This window comes from Sphingobium sp. TKS (assembly GCF_001563265.1).
Taxonomy (GTDB): Bacteria; Pseudomonadota; Alphaproteobacteria; order Sphingomonadales; family Sphingomonadaceae; genus Sphingobium.
In genome coordinates, this window is the sequence record NZ_CP005083.1 from 672,057 (window position 1) to 689,479 (window position 17,423).

Annotated in this window: 19 protein-coding genes; 4 read left to right on the forward strand and 15 right to left on the reverse strand. The window is 63.1% G+C overall.

Annotation, left to right across the window (positions count from 1 at the left end):
- The first annotated feature begins 28 nt into the window (after window positions 1-28).
- On the forward strand, window positions 29-595 hold the full coding sequence (locus K426_RS03490; RefSeq protein WP_257721812.1) for a CDP-alcohol phosphatidyltransferase family protein: 567 nt from the start codon (window positions 29-31) through the stop codon (window positions 593-595).
- A 245-nt stretch (window positions 596-840) separates the two neighbouring features.
- On the opposite strand, the gene K426_RS03495 is transcribed toward K426_RS03490, so the two are convergent.
- From K426_RS03495 to K426_RS03510, 4 genes are all read right to left on the reverse strand, one after another.
- Complete coding sequence (locus K426_RS03495; protein WP_066553816.1) at window positions 841-1,494, reverse strand: DUF6969 family protein; 654 nt, start codon at window positions 1,492-1,494, stop codon at window positions 841-843.
- 1,218 nt (window positions 1,495-2,712) lie between these two features.
- Window positions 2,713-3,288 (reverse strand): carboxymuconolactone decarboxylase family protein, encoded by a 576-nt coding sequence (locus K426_RS03500; protein ID WP_066553818.1) that lies wholly within the window; start codon window positions 3,286-3,288, stop codon window positions 2,713-2,715.
- Between the two features lie 28 nt (window positions 3,289-3,316).
- Entirely contained in the window at window positions 3,317-3,508 is a 192-nt protein-coding gene (locus K426_RS03505; protein WP_197672755.1) for a tautomerase family protein, read from the reverse strand.
- A 95-nt stretch (window positions 3,509-3,603) separates the two neighbouring features.
- On the reverse strand, window positions 3,604-4,221 hold the full coding sequence (locus K426_RS03510) for a TetR/AcrR family transcriptional regulator (RefSeq protein WP_145907174.1): 618 nt from the start codon (window positions 4,219-4,221) through the stop codon (window positions 3,604-3,606).
- A 271-nt stretch (window positions 4,222-4,492) separates the two neighbouring features.
- On the opposite strand from K426_RS03510, the gene K426_RS03515 reads away from it, so the two are divergent.
- Window positions 4,493-5,473 (forward strand): LysR family transcriptional regulator, encoded by a 981-nt coding sequence (locus K426_RS03515; protein WP_237229923.1) that lies wholly within the window; start codon window positions 4,493-4,495, stop codon window positions 5,471-5,473.
- 23 nt (window positions 5,474-5,496) lie between these two features.
- On the opposite strand, the gene K426_RS03520 is transcribed toward K426_RS03515, so the two are convergent.
- The 11 genes from K426_RS03520 to trbB form a co-directional block, all read right to left on the reverse strand.
- Window positions 5,497-5,733 (reverse strand): DUF2274 domain-containing protein, encoded by a 237-nt coding sequence (locus tag K426_RS03520; RefSeq protein WP_066553826.1) that lies wholly within the window; start codon window positions 5,731-5,733, stop codon window positions 5,497-5,499.
- Window position 5,734: 1 nt separating this feature from the next.
- Window positions 5,735-6,880 (reverse strand): TrbI/VirB10 family protein, encoded by a 1,146-nt coding sequence (locus K426_RS03525; RefSeq protein ID WP_082748752.1) that lies wholly within the window; start codon window positions 6,878-6,880, stop codon window positions 5,735-5,737.
- A gap of 113 nt (window positions 6,881-6,993) precedes the next feature.
- Window positions 6,994-8,058, reverse strand: a complete 1,065-nt coding sequence (trbG, locus tag K426_RS03530; RefSeq protein ID WP_066553835.1) for a P-type conjugative transfer protein TrbG — start codon at window positions 8,056-8,058, stop codon at window positions 6,994-6,996.
- The gene (gene trbF / locus K426_RS03535) at window positions 8,055-8,744 is read right to left on the reverse strand and encodes a conjugal transfer protein TrbF (protein ID WP_066553837.1); all 690 of its coding nucleotides are present in this window, start codon (window positions 8,742-8,744) and stop codon (window positions 8,055-8,057) included. Before trbF ends, trbG begins: the two co-directional genes overlap by 4 nt.
- Before the next feature lie 2 nt (window positions 8,745-8,746).
- On the reverse strand, window positions 8,747-10,084 hold the full coding sequence (gene trbL, locus K426_RS03540; protein WP_066553839.1) for a P-type conjugative transfer protein TrbL: 1,338 nt from the start codon (window positions 10,082-10,084) through the stop codon (window positions 8,747-8,749).
- 2 nt (window positions 10,085-10,086) lie between these two features.
- On the reverse strand, window positions 10,087-10,377 hold the full coding sequence (trbK-alt, locus tag K426_RS03545; protein WP_066553841.1) for a putative entry exclusion protein TrbK-alt: 291 nt from the start codon (window positions 10,375-10,377) through the stop codon (window positions 10,087-10,089).
- 9 nt (window positions 10,378-10,386) lie between these two features.
- On the reverse strand, window positions 10,387-11,160 hold the full coding sequence (gene trbJ, locus K426_RS03550; protein ID WP_066553845.1) for a P-type conjugative transfer protein TrbJ: 774 nt from the start codon (window positions 11,158-11,160) through the stop codon (window positions 10,387-10,389).
- Window positions 11,157-13,595: a conjugal transfer protein TrbE gene (gene trbE / locus K426_RS03555; protein WP_066553847.1), complete on the reverse strand. Its 2,439-nt coding sequence runs from the start codon at window positions 13,593-13,595 to the stop codon at window positions 11,157-11,159. Before trbE ends, trbJ begins: the two co-directional genes overlap by 4 nt.
- Window positions 13,596-13,605: 10 nt before the next feature.
- Window positions 13,606-13,887 (reverse strand): VirB3 family type IV secretion system protein, encoded by a 282-nt coding sequence (locus K426_RS03560; protein WP_066553851.1) that lies wholly within the window; start codon window positions 13,885-13,887, stop codon window positions 13,606-13,608.
- A complete protein-coding gene (locus K426_RS03565; protein WP_066553853.1) occupies window positions 13,887-14,219 on the reverse strand; it encodes a TrbC/VirB2 family protein in 333 nt (110 codons plus the stop codon). The genes K426_RS03560 and K426_RS03565 overlap by 1 nt, the downstream gene beginning before the upstream one ends.
- Window positions 14,216-15,154: a P-type conjugative transfer ATPase TrbB gene (gene trbB, locus K426_RS03570; protein WP_443018209.1), complete on the reverse strand. Its 939-nt coding sequence runs from the start codon at window positions 15,152-15,154 to the stop codon at window positions 14,216-14,218. Before trbB ends, K426_RS03565 begins: the two co-directional genes overlap by 4 nt.
- Window positions 15,155-15,595: 441 nt before the next feature.
- Here trbB and K426_RS03575 point away from each other — a divergent pair, with 441 nt between their 5' ends.
- Together K426_RS03575 and K426_RS03580 are read left to right on the forward strand one after the other, a co-directional pair.
- The gene (locus tag K426_RS03575; protein WP_066561316.1) at window positions 15,596-15,931 is read left to right on the forward strand and encodes a helix-turn-helix transcriptional regulator; all 336 of its coding nucleotides are present in this window, start codon (window positions 15,596-15,598) and stop codon (window positions 15,929-15,931) included.
- Complete coding sequence (locus tag K426_RS03580; protein ID WP_082748403.1) at window positions 15,921-17,321, forward strand: type II toxin-antitoxin system HipA family toxin; 1,401 nt, start codon at window positions 15,921-15,923, stop codon at window positions 17,319-17,321. Before K426_RS03575 ends, K426_RS03580 begins: the two co-directional genes overlap by 11 nt.
- The last annotated feature ends 102 nt before the right edge of the window (window positions 17,322-17,423 follow it).

Genomic DNA, 17,423 nt, shown 5'->3' on the forward strand with positions numbered 1-17,423 from the left:
CGCCAAACTTCGCCCGCTGATCGATCCCATGCTCAACCGGATCGGCCGCGTTTTCGCCGGGCTCGGGATTGGCGCAAATGCGGTCACATTGGCGGGCATCGGCCTCGGTCTGGCGGCAGGTATTGCCATTGCGCAGGGCCATATGCTGGCAGGGCTCGCCCTGATCATCGCCAATCGTCTGCTCGACGGGCTTGATGGCGCTGTTGCGCGCGCGACAGGGCTCACCGATTTCGGGGGCTATCTTGATATCGTTGCGGATTTCTTCTTTTACGTGGCCGTTCCGGTCGGCTTCGCCTTTGCGACGGATGCGAACCATCTGCCCGCAGTACTGCTGCTAGCCACCTTTGCCCTCACCGGCACCAGTTTCCTCGCCTTTGCAACCATGGCCGCCAAGCGCGGACTGGAAACCACGGCGCATGGCCGCAAGAGCTTCTTCTATAATACGGGGCTCGCTGAAGGGACCGAGACGATCGCCGCGTTCGTTCTGATGTGCCTCTGGCCCGCACATTTCAGCATGATTGCAATCATCTTTGCCGCAGCCTGCGTGGTGACCGTGATCCAGCGCAGTCTGACTGCATGGGAGCAATTCCGCTGAAGGAGGTCGGCCATGAACATCTTTCCGTCACTGGCAGAAATCATCAACTAGCTGATGTCTCATGAACCGGATTGTCGAAGGGGCAGGAATCAAATCCAATCCACTGGAAGACAACCCGGCTGAACTGCAAGCGCGCATGGCGCGGATGGGTGCAAGTCGGACGATCCGCATCGCGCCGAGTGGTACTATAGCAAGTTGGCCAAGCGCTGGGGGCCTAGTCCCGCAAGATTGAGGCCACGAAACGATCAAAGGATTCCGAGGCTTTCGATCTTGTCGTCAATGTCAATCGCTAGGGAGGCAAGAACGGCATTCCCTGACTCGTAGATCGACTCAGGACCAGCGACCTTCTGAAGGCAAGCAAGAGCTGCGTCGCGCTCGCGCAGAAGTTGGCCGAGTTCATCCCGGTAAAGCGCAACCATGGCGGTCAGGAACCGGTTTACCGCATCATCCTCGTCGGTGTGGTCGACATTGAAGCGATCGAGGTGCGCGATCAGCACTTCAGCCGGGTGCATGAATTCATCGGTCACCCAGCGATTGGTCGCAAACCACGTGATGGGGATGCCTTGGCGATCGATCGACAAGCCCGCGATGTGGGCAACAAGGGCCGGAGCATCATCGCCTTCGGCAGGGGCGGCTATGATTTCGGCACCCTCGTCCATCTGCGTCCGGTGCAGGAACAGGTGAAAATGCCCATGCTCGGCCGGATCGCGATCACCAGGTGCATGGACATGGTAATACCAGCGCGACCGTGTCTCGCGATCACGCGCATCGTCGTCTGGATAATGCTCCCAGCAGATAGCGTCCGTAGCAGGCAGCACGCGTGTCATCAGCGGGCGCCCCTCGCTTGCCATGCGGACGATCATATCGGTGACGATTCGGGCCGCCTCAACTTTCTTCACCCGTGCGGGCTCCCACTCATGCGGACAATCCCCTGATTGACCGTGACCGGCGACAGGTTGTCCCTGTCGCCGGTCAGATGTCCAGCCTCCCGGTCCACTCGGGGCCGGACCCTCAGAGGCAATTCACCTGTCGGTGGCGATCAGTTGTGGTGACGGTGTGTGCGATGATGCATATGATGTGGTTTTGCCGCGCAGGGCTTTGCCGCGCAGCGGGCGGCAGCACAAGGCTTTGCCGCACAGCCCGCTGCAGCGCACCGCTTGCCTGCGCAGGGAGCACCGGCACAGCCCTTGGCACCACAACGGGCCGCGGAACGGCCAGCGCATTGTGCAAAGGCCGGTGCCGAAGGAACGCCGGCAGCAACAGCGAGACCGCCAGCTACGGCAAGCAGCGAAGCGAGTTTACGGTTCTTCATGATAGAATCCTTCTGATTTGGGTATTCAAAGTGGTGCTCGTCACGGATGCGCGATGACCGCGATTATGGCTTGGCGGCGCAGGGTTTTGCCGCGCAGCCCCTGGGAGCGCAGGGCTTCGCCCCGCACTTCTTGGCGGCACACGGCTTGGGGGAGCAGCTTGACGCTGCGCACGATGCGGCCGTGCAAGGCTTGGCTGCGGCACCGGTTGCGGCTTGATCCGCCAGGGCGGCACCCGTTGGCGGTTCTGCCTGTCTTTCCGTTTGCTTTGAACAGGCGGACGTGGCGATCGTCAGCCCCCCCATTACCGCGAGCATCGATGCCAATCTGGCTTTCTTCATGGGATTCTCCCCCCTCCGTCGGTCAGGGCGCTCAAGTGCTGTTTCCGTCGGACCGCGCCCCATGTCGGACAGAAGAGAATGGCCCGGCCGGCCAGTCTCTGTTTGGGTCGGCGATGACAGCGTGCAGCGGCACACGGTCTTGCCCTCCAACCATTGTTCGGTCGGCGGATCGCGTTGGTTACACGGAGCGGATATTTTTCGACGAACAGGTGAAATTTCTGGTTCGACCAAAAAAGGGGGCCGCGCCCTCCCGGGGGCAATGGGAGTGACGCGGCCACGGCCGGCAGGGGGCATTGCCGACCAACTGGCAATTCGTTTCACTTGATGTGGAAGTTACAGCATCGAGGCAGATTCACGGTGAGGCGGAAGCATTCCGACGAGATGCTTGTGCGTCCCCCGTTCTCTTGCGGAGATCGGGGGACGCACCCGGGCGGCTAACTACCTGACGCACTCAATCGGTGCGTATTCAGGCAGCAGGCGACCACGCCCGCCCGGCAAATGCGGCATCCAGGTCAGTATGCTGGATGTGATTGCTGTAGTTCGAAATCACCTTGGTGCTGATTGCGAGGATGATGGCGAGTATATGGGTTTCGGAGTATCCCGCCGCGAGGAATGCTTCTGCCTCGGCAGGTAAGGGGTTACCACGGCTTTCGACCATCGTGTGGGTGAAGATGCGCAATGCCTGAAGCTTGGCATCGGCGATGGGCTCGTCCGCGCGGATGGCATCGGTAACTTCGGCCGGCACTTTCGACATCATGTCTCCGACGAAGCTGTGGGCCGCGATACAGTAGCGGCATTCGTGGAAGCGGCTGATCGTCAGATAGACTACCTCCTGCTCGACCGGGTTGAAACCGCCTTCGGCGCGGAACTTGCCATAGCCGAAGTTGTACGTCTCAAGCAGCGCGGGCAGGTTGACCATCCCGGCGTACATGTTGGGCACCATGCCCATGCCGGCCTTCACGGCCTTGAGCGGCGCACTGAAGGCGGGGTCCGGATCGTCCACCGTGCGGGCAGGCAGGCTTGTTTTGTAGACATCCGTCATTGTCGGTTTCCTTCTGGCTGTATTGAATTCAGGCGGCGGATTTCTGCGCCATTGCGCGCAGGTCATCTTCGGAATCGGGCTTGCCACCGACGCCCCATGGGCCGGGCGCGACATCCTCGATCGTGACCCAGGTGACCGAGGGGCGTCCTTCGCCCTCGACCGACAGCGCCGCGTCGGTGACATGGCGGATCAATTCCTGTTCTGATCGAGCGACAGACATCCGCGCATTCCCTTGGTCTGAACCAGCGTCATGGATTTGCACTCCTTCCACCGCGTTGAACGATCATTCCAAACTGGCCAAAAAGGGAGGAAACCTCACTCAAGCGATTTCAAGACACCGTCGCGGACCGCGTGGAGATACTCCGCGTTGGGCCTGCTACGGATCATGACCAGCATGCCGAGCAACGCGGCAAGCGCCTGATGAGCAAGTACGCCTGCATCGTCTTGCGAGTTGAATTCTCCGCTGGTTTGCCCCTTGCGGATCATCCCGCGAAAGAAAGCTTCGATCTCGTCCTGCGCGACGTTGACCAGTTCGGCCAATTCCGAGTCATGCGCGGCAAGTTCCAGCGCGGTGTTAACCAGGAAGCAGCCCCAGTTCCCGTCCGGGGCACGGGTCTGATCGATGAACTTGTCGAAGATGGCGCGAATGGCATTGGCCGCCGAATGGCTGGCGGCCAGGTCGGCCAGTGTCCGGCGCCTGATTTCGCCATCGTATTTCTTGAGCGCGCTCAGGAAGAGTTCGCGCTTGTCGCCATAGGTGGCGTATAGGCTCGCCCGGTTTACACCGGTCGCATTGACCAGGTCCTGCATCGATGTCGCTTCATAGCCATGCGACCAGAAGGTCTGCATCGCACGCGTCAGCGTCTCATCAATATCGAATCGCTTTTCCCATGGCATGAAAGTCCATTTAGTTTGTCTGGAATGATCGTTCAACACTGCTTTTTAGCAGACCCCTGCCACTGCCGAAGCTCGATCAGGCCTGCGAAAAAAAGTACGCCGCCGCTGTAAGGATTGGAGGTCCACTACGACTAATCATCGTAGCTGTCGGGTAGCCATATCCACCACGTGATGAGGGCGTGGCCCTGGCGAATTCCCGCGGGCGTGTTGTTGAGCCCCATTTTCTCCGCCTTTCGCGGCAGAACATCGAGAGCGGGGCGCAAAGTGGGCTCGCGTCTGCATTGGATAAATGCAGCGAGAGAGCCACTTGGTACGTAAGGGCGATAGGATTTTGCCAATACAGGTTCGTCACCTCAACTATGTCGTTGCCGCAGTGGATCACGGCAGCTTTCGGCGCGCTGCCGTCGCCCTCGGCGTACAAGAGTCCGCGGTGAGCCGCCGCATCCGTGAGCTTGAAGAGCGTCTTGGGACGGCGCTATTTATCCGGTCCCCAGGCGGCGTGAAGCTGACCCAAGCTGGAAAGCAGTTTGTCCAGCGCAGCCGCAAGGCTTTGTCTGAGATCGGCTTGGCAAAGGCTGAGGTCTCCGCAATCGGTCGCGGTGAGGATGGGCATCTGCAAATTGGGATCTTCTCATCTTTGGCGTCTGGGTTTCTCTCTGATCTGGTTCAGGCCTTTTGTGAGCGCCACGCTGCCATCAAACTTACGTTCATCGACGGCAATCCGTCGGAACATCTCGCCGCCATCCGTCAGCAACAGTTGGATATTGCCTTCATAACAGGTGCTGCTGAATGGCCTGGTTTTGCCAGCCAGCAGCTATGGTCCGAGCGCATCTTCGCGGTACTGCCATCCAATCATCCGCGTGCTGGCGATCCAAAGGTGCAATTCAGTGTTCTCGCACACGAGGCTTTCATCGTCAGCGAGGCGGCGCCTGGGGAAGAGATTCACGATTATCTGGTGCAGCGGCTCGCCGATCTTGGCCGGCATCCCGAAATCCACCAACATGCGGTCGGCCGCGATAATCTCATGCGGCTCGTGGCGTTGGGACGCGGGCTCACGGTAACAAGCGAAGCCACTACAGCTGCGCATTTCCCGGGCGTCGTCTTCCGACCGATCGAGGACGAGATCCTGCCGTTCTGCGCGGTCTGGTCGAGTAGCAACGAGAACCCCGCGCTTGCGGGGCTACTGAACCTGGCGCGGTCGATGACAAGCGTTGCCGAACAACCGGCCTTCAGCTTCCTGTTCCCGGAAAAGGAGGATGACGTTCGGCAGGACGCTTTGACTACGTAACGATGATCCTGCCACGCAGCAGGTCAGTCTTCTACACTACGTCGGGCTTCGCGCCTGGCTTTGGCAAAGCCCCGATCCGAAGCGACGAAGCGCTCGAGCATGGGAACGATCAAACGGATCGGATCTGCACTCGCATTTCCCGCCTCGCGGCCAAGTATCGCTGCATAGGCGACAAGATCGCGGTGCAGGTCTGCCGGCAGCTCGAGTGTGACCTTGACTGGCTTGTCGTCTACGATCGGCCCAAGTTTCAGCTTTGCCATCTCAGCCTCCGTAAGGTTCCAGCACAAGGTCGCGCGTCACCATCACCCGGACCGGGAATCCCGGTCTGACGGTCAGAGTGGGCGCAATGCCAAGCTGGCGGCTCACGATTTGCTGGCCGGTCTGGCTGATGCTGTTCGAGGCCCCCGAGCGCAGCGCCTGCAACAGGCTGTTCTCGCTCTGGTTGGTTCCTGCCTCGGCCCCCACTGAAAGCAGCGTCGAAAGCGCCGCGGCCTTGAACATCTCGCTCCAGTGGAAATCGACGCCATCTTCCAGGCCCGCATAGCCCTCAGCATTCGCACCGGGCTGCCGCTCGAGGACGATCGAGCGGCCATCGGGCATGATGAGCCGGTTCCAGACCAGCAAAACCCGCCGCTGACCGAAGCCGACGCCGCTGTCATACTGGCCAACGATCCGCGTCCCCTGAGGCACGAGCAAGATCCGGCCGGTGGGGCTGTCATAGACATTCTGGGTAACCTGCGCGGTGATCTGGCCGGGCACGTCGGAGCGGATGCCGGTGATCAGCGCAGCAGGAATGACGGCCCCCGCCTGAAGCACATTGGGCGATGCCGGTGCTGTGATCCGGTCCGGCGCCAAAGTGCGCTTGTCGGGCGTTTGCCCGAGGAAGGCGAGTTGCCGGTCCTGCGCCGAAGGCGTGGCGGACTGCGGCGCGAGACCGAGCCCAGCCAGATCGGTTGCCGCCGCGCCGGGCGGCGGGATGGATGAGGCATTTCCCGAGACGGCCTGGGAGGCCGAGAACAGACGGGCTGTTCGCGCAGCCTCCAGTTCCTGACGACGACGCTGCACTTCTGGATCGGGAGCGGCAGGCGCGGGAACCGGCGCTGCCATCCCGGGCACGGGGACGGGCTGACCGTTGTTCTGCGCACTGAGAATCGGGCGGCCGAGATCACCCGGGAGTGGCGGGCCGAGGCGGGGGACGGCGCCGTAGTCCTTGGGAAGCCCAGCCAGCCCGTCAGGTGCGCTGCGGCCGTCCGTTGCGTATAGTTCCTCGCTCGCCTTGCCGCCGTGCTGGACCTGAAGTGCGTAGATCAGCGCGCCGCCGATGCCGAGCCCCGCTGCGATACCGAACCCGGCCAGCACTTTGCGCGACAGGCGGGTCACGCGCGGCGGTTCGGGCCGCAGCCGCATGCGGGCCACCGGCTCGCCAACGAGCGGCAGCGCGCCGTCTCCATCTTCCGCATCCGCCCGGACACCGCTCTGCGGCGTCCTACCTTCTTCCCTTCCCGGACCGCGTTCGTCGCTCACGATGCCGGCCTCCCGTCGGTGCGGGAAATCCGGACCCGCTGCTGGCTTTTCCCGGATCCAAGGCGCAGTTCCGCAGCCGCAAAGAGGCGGTCGACGATCATGTAGTTCGCCCGGACCCGGTAGTTCACCAGTTCTGAGGTGCTGCCTTCCGGCCCGACGACGAAGATGGGCGGCATTTCGCCTTGGGCCACGCCGCGGGGAAACTCGATGAACACCTGGCGACCATCGTCAAAGGCGCGCAGGGGCTTCCACGGCGCACGGTCGCCCGACACCTGGTAACGGAAATTGACGCGGGTGAGATCGATGCCCGACGCGACGGGCTCGGCGGCCCTTGCCTCGGCATTCTGGCGATGGAGGGCAATGAGCTGGTCTTGCGGATACTGCCACGAGACCGACGCCATATAGGTCTTGTCGGTGGACCGCAGTTCGATGTGATAGGTGCGCGAGGTAGTGTTGATGACGAGGTTGGTCATGAGCGATGCGCGGGTCGGTTTGACAAGGATGTGGACCTGCCGCGATGCGCCGACGCCACTTTCGGTGTCACCAATGATCCAGCGAACCGTATCGCCGGCAGCGACCGGGCCGGAGCCGACGAGCTGCTCGCCCGGCTGAAGGCTGATATCGGTGATCTGTCCGGGCGCGGTATAGACCTGGTAAAGCGCCCCATCGACGAACGGGTAGATCTGGATGGCGTTGATGAAGCCGTTCCGGACCGGCTGCATGCGTGCTGCGGCATTGGCGGCGTTCACGCGGGAGGCAGGATCAGGCAAATCTGGGGTTGCCCCGCTGTCCTTGCCTAGCGGCTTCAGCTGTCCGGGCAGAGCCAAGATCTTCGGCACTTCGACAACCTGGACCGGTGCTGGCGGATCGAGGGCCTGCACGGCGGCGGGCGCATCATCGAAATTGATCGCAGGCGGCTTCTGCACCGTCGCGCAGCCGCTGAGCGTAGACGTGCAAAGCAGCAGAGGCAGCGCAGATTTGCGCATGGCCGGAATGGCGGTGCTGATAAAAGCCGGGAAGCGCGCGCTCCGGGTGGCGACTTTGCGGAGGGCGGGTGTCATTGTCCAAGCTCCTTCGACCAGTTGATGGCGTTGACGTAGATGCCGAGCGGATTGGCCCGGAGTTTCTCGGGATCGCGGGGCGGCTGCACGGCGATGGTGAGGATCGCGGTCCAGCGCTCGGTCGCAGCGAGCGCACCGTCCTGATAGGTGCGCTGGACCCAGGCGACGCGGAACGAGGTCGGCGAAGCGCGGATCACACTGGAGACGTCGATCGCGACTTGGGTCTTGCCGACCTTGGCAAAGGGATCGTTGGCACGGGCATAGTCGCCCAAGGCGAGCGCCCCGGCCTGCGTGGTGAAGTCGTAGGCGCGCAGCCAGTTCTGGCGCACGATGATGGGATCTGCCGGAATGCTGCGGACCTGCTCGATGAAGCGCGCGAGATAGAACGCAATTTGCGGATCGGTCGGCTGATAGTCGGCGGTCGCGGGAGCGACGGCCTGGGCCTGGCCCAGATGGTCGACCTGCACCACCCAGGGCACGATCGAGCCGCTGGCGGTCTGCCAGACCAGCGCTGCGGACAGGCCACCCGACAAGGTGAGCGCCCCGAACGCCATGAGCCGCCAGTTACGCGCCTGGACGCGGGCCGAGCCGATACGGTCATCCCAGATCTGGCCGGCGCGTTGGTAGGGTGTCTCGGGCTCGGGCGATTTGCCGTAATGGGTCGAGGGTCGTTTGAAGTGGCGCATGGTCAGTCGCTTTCTGAGAGGTTGATGGATGCGCCGCCGCCATGGCTGTCGCCCGATTTGACGGCGTGCGCGGCGACCTGGACACCTTGGGAGAGCTGCTGATTGCGCTTCATTTGCTTGGCCCAAGCGGGCTGGCCCTCGGCAGCGGCTGGCGCTGCGGCGGCTCCTCCAGGTTCGGCTTCAGCCGTGCCGCCAGCGATCTCTGCCGCTGCGCGGGCACCGGACTGGTAGCTCGACTTGAGGCTGTCAGCGGCCCTTGATGCCGCGCGCTTCAAGGGTGAGACGGCGGCTTGCACGCCGGTGCTGGCGACATTGCTCACGCCCGACGCCACGCCTGCCATGCCAGACTGTCCGGCTGCTCCAAGACTGTAGGCAGTCGACGCGCCGCCCGCGAGCGTAGCGCCGCCACGAGCCGCGGCGGCGGCACCGCCGGCCAATGCTGCCCCGCCAGATGCGACGGCACCGACCGCCGCTGCCCCGGCGACGGCCATGCCGCCAGCGGCAAGGCCAGTCCCCACCGCGGCGCCTGCGCCAAGCTGCGGCCCGCCCGATACGATGCCATTGGCGATGCCCGGGCCGAAGATGCCGAGGCCAAGCAGCGACAAGGCAGCAAGGACGATGGCCATGGCATCGTCGATCGAAGGCGTCGCGCCGCCGAAGCCTGCGGTGAATTCGGAAAAGAGCGTCGAGCCGATGCCGATGATGACGGCAAGCACGAGGACTTTGATGCCCGACGAGATGACGTTGCCGAGCACCCGCTCGGCCATGAAGGCGCTCTTGCCGAAGAGCCCGAAGGGAATGAGGACGAAGCCCGCCAGCGTGGTTAGCTTGAACTCGATCAGGGTGACGAACAACTGGATTGCGAGCACAAAGAAGGCAAGCAGCACGAGCGCCCAGGCGAAGAGCATGCAGGCGATCTGGATGAAGTTCTCGAAGAAGGACCAGTAGCCCATCAGATTGGAGATGGAGTCGAGCAGCGGTCGCCCGGCATCGAGGCCCGTCTGCGCAACCTTGCCCGGGCGCAGGAGATCGGCAGTGCTGAACCCTGTCCCGCTCGCTTTCAGGCCAAGCCCGGCAAAGCTTTCGAAGACGATGCGGGCAAGGTTGTTCCAGTTGCCGATGATGTAGGCGAACATGCCCACGAACAGCGTCTTCTTGATGAGGCGGGCCATGATGTCGTCGTCGGCGCCCCACGACCAAAACAGCGCGGCGAGCGTGACGTCGATGACCACCAGCGTCGTTGCAATGAATGCGACTTCGCCATGCAGAAGCCCGAAGCCTCCATCGATGTAGCGGGTGAAGACCTCGAGGAAATGGTCGATGACGCCGGTGCCGCCCATGATCAGCGGACCTCCGGCCGGTCGGAAGAAAACGGACCAGGTGCTGTCCCGAGGAAACGACGTCGGTTATCTGCCCACGCCTTGAGGCACCCTGGATCACGGGCACCTGCTTCGTCTGCCTGCGAACAGCGGGCAAGCTGGTCATCCAACGGATCGTGGCGGACGATGGACGGCAGCTTCTCTGTGGCCGTTTCCGGACCGGTATCGCTGCGGTTCATGTCGATCGCGGTCGCCGTGACCGCGAGGGCCACGAAGACGACTGCGCCGATGCGTGCGAGGGTCTTGCCGTCCATCGTCTGACCTCAGTTGCCCGGCTGGAACATTTTGGCGTTGCCGGGCTGGTAGCCGCTGCCTGGCGTCAGGAAGCGGCGCCGTTGCTCCTGTCCCTGTGCGGCCGCGGCCGCCTGTTCCGCTGACTGAAGCGCCTGCGCGCGGCCATTGGCCGCGATGAGCGCGGTAAGGTCGGCCAGTTGCTGTGCCTGAAGCGCGAGAAGCTGATTGCCAGCCTGTGCCGCCTGCAATGCACCGGCAGCGCCCTGGCTCTGGCCGATCAGTGCCGACATCTGGGTACGGTTGGTATCGATATTGCCAACGACGCCTGCCTGCACCCGCATCGCGTCCTGCAAGCCGCCGACGGTATTCTGCCAGCGCGCACGAGCATCGGCGATAAGCTGGGTATCGCTCGCCGACATGGCGGTGCTGCCGTATTTGAGCTGGAACGCGCGATCGATCGACTGCACGTCATAGGCGATGTTCTGGGCTTGGCTCAGGAGCGACTGGGTGCGCTGCACCGACTGCTGGAGCTGCTGGAGCGCGGAATAGGGCAAGCTCGCCAGATTGCGGGCCTGGTTGATCAGCGACTGCGCCTGATTTTGCAGCGACGTGATCTGGTTGGTGATCTGCTGGAGCGATCGCGCCGCCGTCAGCACATTCTGGGCATAGTTCGAGGGATCGAAGACGATCCCACCGAACCCGAACTGGGCGTATGCTGGCGTTGCCAGCATGGGCGTGAGGGCGACAGGGGCGACAAGCAGCGCGGCAATGAGCCGAACGCTGCGGGGGGTACGCAGTTTCATGGAGCTTCTTCCTGATTGGTGAGGTTGGGGACGAGGTCAGCGGCCCAACCGAGCCCGCGGTGTCGAAGCCATTGAATGAGGAAGGCTTCGCGTCCGTGCTCGCTGAGGATCTTGGCAATGGCGGCCTGATCGGTCTTCGATGAGGCAGCGCAGAGCGCCAGTGCGACTTCGGAAAGACCCAGCTCGAAGAGCCGGTTGCCGCGCCGGGACTGGCAGTAATAGTCGCGCTTGGGGGCTGCCCTCGCGATGATCTCGATCTGACGATCGTTGAGCCCGAAGCGGCGATAGATGGCCGTGATCTGCGGCTCGATCGCCCGTTCATTAGGCAGAAGGAGCCGGGTCTGGCAGCTCTCGATGATGGCCGGCGCGATGGGCGACCCGTCGATGTCGGACAGCGACTGCGTGGCGAATACAACGCTGGCGTTCTTCTTGCGCAGCGTTTTCAGCCATTCGCGCAGCTGGCCAGCAAATCCCTCGTCGTCGAGCGCGAGCCAGCCTTCGTCGATGATGATGATGGTTGGCGATCCGTCGAGCCGGTCTTCGATCCGGTGAAAGAGGTAAGCCAGGACCGCGGATGCCGCTCCGGTGCCGATGAGTCCCTCGGTCTCGAAAGCCTGCACCGTGGCGCTGCCGAGATATTCGGCCTCCGTATCGAGAAGGCGGCCATAGGCGCCGCCGACGCAATAGGGCCGAAGGGCTTGCTTGAGGTCATTGGACTGGAGCAGGACAGCAAGTCCAGTGATCGTCCGCTCGTCGACGGGCGCCGAGGCCAGTGAGGTCAGCGCGGTCCAGACGTGCTCTTTCACGTCAGGCGTCATTGCCACGCCTTCGCGTGTCAGGATCGCGCCGATCCAGTCAGCCGCCCACCCCCGTTCGGCCAGATCATGGACGCGCGCGAGCGGTTGCAGGTTGACGGATGTCTGCGCGGCATCGGTGAGACCGCCGCCGAGATCATGCCAGTCTCCGCCCATGGCGAGCGCGGCCGCCCGGATCGAACCGCCGAAATCGAAGGCAAAGACCTGGGCGCCGGCATAGCGCCGGAACTGGAGCGCCATGAGCGCGAGCAAGACGGACTTGCCCGCGCCGGTCGGGCCGACGACGAGCGTGTGCCCGACATCGCCGACGTGAAGGGAAAACCGGAACGGGGTCGAGCCTTCGGTCTTGCCGAAGAGCAGTGGGGGCGCTGCAAAATGCTCGTCCCGTTCCGGCCCCGCCCACACCGCTGACAAGGGTATCATGTGGGCGAGGTTCAAAGTGCTGATGGGTGGCTGCCGGACATTGGCGTAGACGTGCCCCGGCAGGGAGCCGAGCCAGGCATCGACCGCATTGATGGTCTCCGGGCTGGCGGTGAAATCACGGCCCTGGATGATCTTCTCGACGTGGCGCAGCTTTTCATCGGCGGCACGCGGATCTGTATCCCAAACCGTCACGGTCGCCGTGACATAGGCCATGCCCGCATAGTCCGCGCCGAGTTCCTGAAGCGCGAGGTCAGCGTCCGCGGCCTTGTTTGCCGCATCGGTATCGACGAGGACGGACGCCTCGTTGGTCATCACTTCTTTCAGGATCGCGGCGACGCTCTTGCGCTTGGCGAACCATTGCCGCCTGATCTTCGTCAGCAGCTTGGTCGCATCGGTCTTGTCGAGCAGGATTGCGCGTGTCGACCAGCGATAGGGAAAGGCCAGGCGATTGAGTTCGTCGAGCAGGCCCGGCGTAGTGGCCGTCGGGAAGCCGGTGATGGTGAGAACCCGCAGATGCGAGGCACCGAGGTGCGGCTCGAGACCGCCGGTCAGCGGCTGATCGGCGAGCAGTGCGTCGAGATACATCGGCGTTTCAGGCACGCGAACCCGATGCCGCTTGGTCGATACACAGCCGTGGAGATAGGTCAGCGTTTCGGCGTCATCGAGCCAGCGGCATTCGGGCATGAAGGTTTCGATCAGCCGCAGGATGCGATCGGTGCGGTCTGCAAAGCTGCTCAGGACTTCGAATGGCTCGATGCCCGACTGCGCCCGGCCTTCGTAGAGCCAGCTTTCCGCGCGGGATGCGTCCTCGGCCGGCGGCAGATAGCAGAGGGTGAGGAAGTAGGCGGACTCGAAGTGTGCGCCGGCTTCCTCGAAATCGGCCTTGCGCTCGGCATCGACCAACGCCGATGCGGCGTCGGGAAACCGGCAGCCAGGATAATGCGCGGCGGCATGGCGATCGGCCTCGACGAAGATCGCCCAGCCCGATCCGAGGCGGCGGAAGGCATTGTTGAGCCGTCCGGCGACGGCAACCAGTTCGGCAGGCACGGCGGAATCAAGATCCGGCCCCCGGAACTGCGCGGTCCTTTGGAAGCTGCCGTCCTTGTTGAGAACGAGGCCTTCGCCGACCAGGGCCGCCCAGGGCAGGAAGTCAGCGAGCCGGCTGTTGCGGTTGCGGTATTCGGCCAGGTTGAACACGTGTGCCCCCTCAGACGGAAAGGTGGCCGGGGATGCGCAGATGGCGGCGCACCACATCGACGAAGAGCGGATCGCGTTTGGCGGCCCAGACGGCGACGACATGACCGATGGCCCAGATGGCAATGCCGATGAGCCAGAGACGCAGGCCCAGGCCAATGGCGCCGGCCAGCGTGCCGTTCAGGATGGCGAGGCCGCGGGGCGCACCGCCGAGCAGGATCGGCTCGGTGAGCGCCCGGTGAACCGGCACCGTATAGCCCGCGATCTCGCCGCCCTGTTCGACACCGCCCATCATCAGACGAGCGCCCCGCCGCCGAACGAGAAGAACGAGAGGAAGAAGCTCGACGCGGCAAAGGCGATCGAGAGGCCGAAGACGATCTGGATCAGGCGGCGGAAACCGCCCGAGGTGTCGCCAAACGCCAGCGTCAGGCCCGTGGTGATGATGATGATCACCGCGATGATCTTGGCGACCGGGCCTTCGATTGACTGGAGGATGGATTGCAGCGGCGCTTCCCAGGGCATGGAAGAGCCCGAAGCGTGGGCGGCAGGCGCCATGACGGTGGTGAGGGCGATCGCGGACAGGACCGTGGTCAGGCGGCGATAGGGACGAGGGACAGGCGCATTCATTGGCAGGCTCCTTCTGCGGACTGAGGGACGATGGGAGTGACGCGGTAGTCGCCGTCCGGTCCAAGGCCCTCGACGCGGGCAAGTTCGACCAGGCGGCGAGAGGCGCCGCGGCCGGCGAGGACGGCGATGAGATCGATGGTTTCCGCGATCAGCGCGCGGGGCACGGTCACGACGGCTTCCTGGATGAGTTGCTCCATCCGGCGCAGGGCACCGATGGCGCTACCGGCGTGGATCGTCCCGATCCCGCCGGGATGCCCGGTTCCCCAGGCTTTCAGGAGATCGAGGGCTTCGCTCCCGCGCACTTCACCGATTGGAATGCGGTCGGGACGAAGGCGCAGCGACGAGCGGACCAGTTCGGACAGCGATGCAACGCCATCCTTGGTGCGCATGGCGACAAGGTTGGGGGCGGCGCATTGCAGCTCGCGCGTGTCTTCGATGATGACGACGCGATCGTCGGTTTTCGCGACTTCAGCGAGGAGCGCGTTGGTGAGCGTGGTTTTGCCGGTTGAGGTGCCGCCAGCGACGAGGATGTTGGCGCGCGTCGCAACACCGACCCGCAGAGCCTCGGCCTGGTCCCTCGCCATGATCCCCGCAGCGACATAGTCCCCCAGCGTAAAGACCGCGACGGCGGGTTTCCGGATGGCGAAGGCTGGCGCGGCGACGACAGGCGGGAGCAGCCCCTCGAACCGCTCCCCTGTTTCGGGAAGTTCTGCTGATACGCGCGGTGCGCCGGTGTGGACTTCGACACCGACATGGTGTGCGACCAGGCGAACGATGCGCTCGCCATCGGCGGCTGACAGGTGCTCGCCGGTATCCGACAGGCCTTCCGAAAGGCGATCGATCCACAACCGCCCGTCGGGATTGAGCATCACTTCAACGACACAAGGGTCTTCCAGAAGGCGGGCAATGGCGGGGCCGAGCGCGGTGCGCAGCATGCGCGCGCCTCGTGCCGACCGCTCTGGATTATGATGTGAAGCCCCCATTTGGTCCCCGTTCTCATCGGGGAGAACAGGTGCTCCCCGGCTTGGGGATGATTAAGAGAGCCAGAAATTTGCTCGGTTCAACAGCTTTCGGTCGTAGTAGAAGCGTGGCGTGCAAATACAGGAAAACGGCGGAGTTTCGGGGGATCTGGGAAGGCAAGCGGAGCCACGCGCGGCACCTTAGTCGCCAGCAACAGAGCAAGGACAGGCGCGCGGCATAGGCAATAGCTTGAGGTTTTGCCGGCAAGTCTAGAAATGACCGCTATAGCCGTCACGAAAGGGCTTCATGACCGCCTACGCGGTCATCCCATTGTTTTTTAGGATCGTTGCTGATATTGACCGTTATCGCGGTCGAGAAATGGCTTTATGACCGCCATAACCGGCATTGAGGTTCATATGACCGACCACCCCCGCCCATATTCCCGCATGACGCGTGAAGCGCTCACCATGATGGGAGGGCTCATTCGCCTTGCGCGCAAACAGCGCAAGATGTCGGAGGCTGACCTGTCAGCCCGGGTCGGTATCGCGCGCAGCACGCTGCAACTGATCGAAAAGGGGCACCCCAAGGTAGAAATTGGGCTGGTCTTTGAAGCCGCGACGCTGGTGGGTGTACCGCTCTTCGTTGACGAACCTTCGCGGCTTGCTCCCGAGATTTCCAGGATCAACGACAAGCTGGCGCTCCTTCCGCAGTCGGTGCGGCGTCCGCGCTCGGAGGTGAAGGATGACTTCTGATCGCCCTCAGCTCGCGGCGGCGGCTCAAAGTCCTGTCCCGCCGGTCACAGAAGCTTTCGTGTGGATGTGGCTGCCGGGTGCCCTTGAGCCCGTCATTGCCGGGCGGATCGAGTTGAACGGTAGCTTTTATGCCTTCAACTATGGCCGTTCCTATCTCGAACGTGCCGACGCCATCCCGATCTATTCACCGGAGTTGCCGCTCCAGCGCGGCAGGATCTCGCCCAACGCCCCGCTCGACATGGCGGGTTGTTTGCGGGATGGCGCGCCGGACGCATGGGGACGCCGGGTCATTATCAATCGTCTGACCGGCCTTCGCGGCGAAGCGGCAAACAGTATCGACTTTGACGAACTGACCTTCATGCTCAATTCGGGCTCCGACCGTATCGGTGCGCTCGATTTTCAGACGTCAGCCGATCAGTACCAGCCGCGTGAACAGGACAATGCAACGCTCGAGGAACTGCTGGAGGCGGCCGAGCGGGTCGAGCGGGGTGAACCCATTCCCCCGGCTCTCGACAAGGCGCTGTTCCACGGCAGTTCGATCGGCGGCGCACGTCCCAAGGCTTTGATCCAGGATGGCGAGGACAAGTTCATCGCCAAATTCTCGGCGACCAACGACACCATGGCCGTGGTGAAGGCCGAGTTTGTTGCCATGCGCCTGGCGGCAGAAGTGGGCCTCAACGTCGCGCCCGTTCAACTGACCAAGGCGAGCGGCAAGGATGTGCTTCTGGTGCGCCGCTTCGATCGTGAATGGAACGGCGTTGGCTGGACCCGCCGGGCGATGGTTTCAGCCCTGACGATGTTTGGCCTCTCAGAAATGCAGGCCCGTTATGCGAGCTATGTCGAACTCGCCGAGATGGTGCGCGCGCGCTTCACCGATCCGCAAGCAACACTGCGCGAACTGTTCGGGCGGATGGTCTTCAACGTGCTGACGGGCAATACGGATGATCATGCCCGCAACCATGCCGCTTTCTGGGATGGCGCCAATCTCACGCTCACGCCCGGATACGACATATGCCCGCAACCGCGTAACGGCCGAGAAGCCAATCAGGCAATGTTGGTGAATGGCGAGGACAAGCGCAGCCTGCTGGAAAGCTGCCGCCTTTCGGCGCCGAATTTTCTGCTGAGCGACCGGGATGCACGGGATCTGATCGACCATCAGATCACGACGATCACCGGATTGTGGGGCGCGATTTGCGATGAAGCCGAACTAAGCGAGGTTGACCGCGCCTATCTGTGGCGCCGCCAGTTTCTCAACGACTACGCCTTCGAAGGCTATGTCGATGGAGCGCTCGGCCAGGTCCAATCACGTCTCCGCGCCCATATACCTACTGGGGTAAGCCTCTCCGACGAACTTATTCCTGATCGTAGGCAAGCATCCGAGCGAGAGTGAGGTTGGATCACCTCGTTAGCCGGTATCCATTTCCCTGCCATGAGAGCGCTGTAGCCTTTATGCTGTTGAGTATGGGGCTTAGTCGCAACCCGATCCAGGCCG

What these genes read in the sequence shown, in the direction of transcription:
- K426_RS03490 (WP_257721812.1), top strand. Translation starts at nt 29, where the DNA reads ATGCTCAACCGGATCGGCCGCGTTTTCGCCGGGCTCGGGATTGGCGCA.
- K426_RS03500 (WP_066553818.1), bottom strand. Translation starts at nt 3,288, where the DNA reads ATGACGGATGTCTACAAAACAAGCCTGCCTGCCCGCACGGTGGACGAT.
- K426_RS03505 (WP_197672755.1), bottom strand. Translation starts at nt 3,508, where the DNA reads ATGTCTGTCGCTCGATCAGAACAGGAATTGATCCGCCATGTCACCGAC.
- K426_RS03520 (WP_066553826.1), bottom strand. Translation starts at nt 5,733, where the DNA reads ATGGCAAAGCTGAAACTTGGGCCGATCGTAGACGACAAGCCAGTCAAG.
- K426_RS03525 (WP_082748752.1), bottom strand. Translation starts at nt 6,880, where the DNA reads ATGCGGCTGCGGCCCGAACCGCCGCGCGTGACCCGCCTGTCGCGCAAA.
- trbG (WP_066553835.1), bottom strand. Translation starts at nt 8,058, where the DNA reads ATGACACCCGCCCTCCGCAAAGTCGCCACCCGGAGCGCGCGCTTCCCG.
- trbF (WP_066553837.1), bottom strand. Translation starts at nt 8,744, where the DNA reads ATGCGCCACTTCAAACGACCCTCGACCCATTACGGCAAATCGCCCGAG.
- trbL (WP_066553839.1), bottom strand. Translation starts at nt 10,084, where the DNA reads ATGGGCGGCACCGGCGTCATCGACCATTTCCTCGAGGTCTTCACCCGC.
- trbK-alt (WP_066553841.1), bottom strand. Translation starts at nt 10,377, where the DNA reads ATGGACGGCAAGACCCTCGCACGCATCGGCGCAGTCGTCTTCGTGGCC.
- trbJ (WP_066553845.1), bottom strand. Translation starts at nt 11,160, where the DNA reads ATGAAACTGCGTACCCCCCGCAGCGTTCGGCTCATTGCCGCGCTGCTT.
- K426_RS03560 (WP_066553851.1), bottom strand. Translation starts at nt 13,887, where the DNA reads ATGATGGGCGGTGTCGAACAGGGCGGCGAGATCGCGGGCTATACGGTG.
- K426_RS03565 (WP_066553853.1), bottom strand. Translation starts at nt 14,219, where the DNA reads ATGAATGCGCCTGTCCCTCGTCCCTATCGCCGCCTGACCACGGTCCTG.
- trbB (WP_443018209.1), bottom strand. Translation starts at nt 15,154, where the DNA reads ATGCTGCGCACCGCGCTCGGCCCCGCCATTGCCCGCCTTCTGGAAGAC.
- K426_RS03575 (WP_066561316.1), top strand. Translation starts at nt 15,596, where the DNA reads ATGACCGACCACCCCCGCCCATATTCCCGCATGACGCGTGAAGCGCTC.
- K426_RS03580 (WP_082748403.1), top strand. Translation starts at nt 15,921, where the DNA reads ATGACTTCTGATCGCCCTCAGCTCGCGGCGGCGGCTCAAAGTCCTGTC.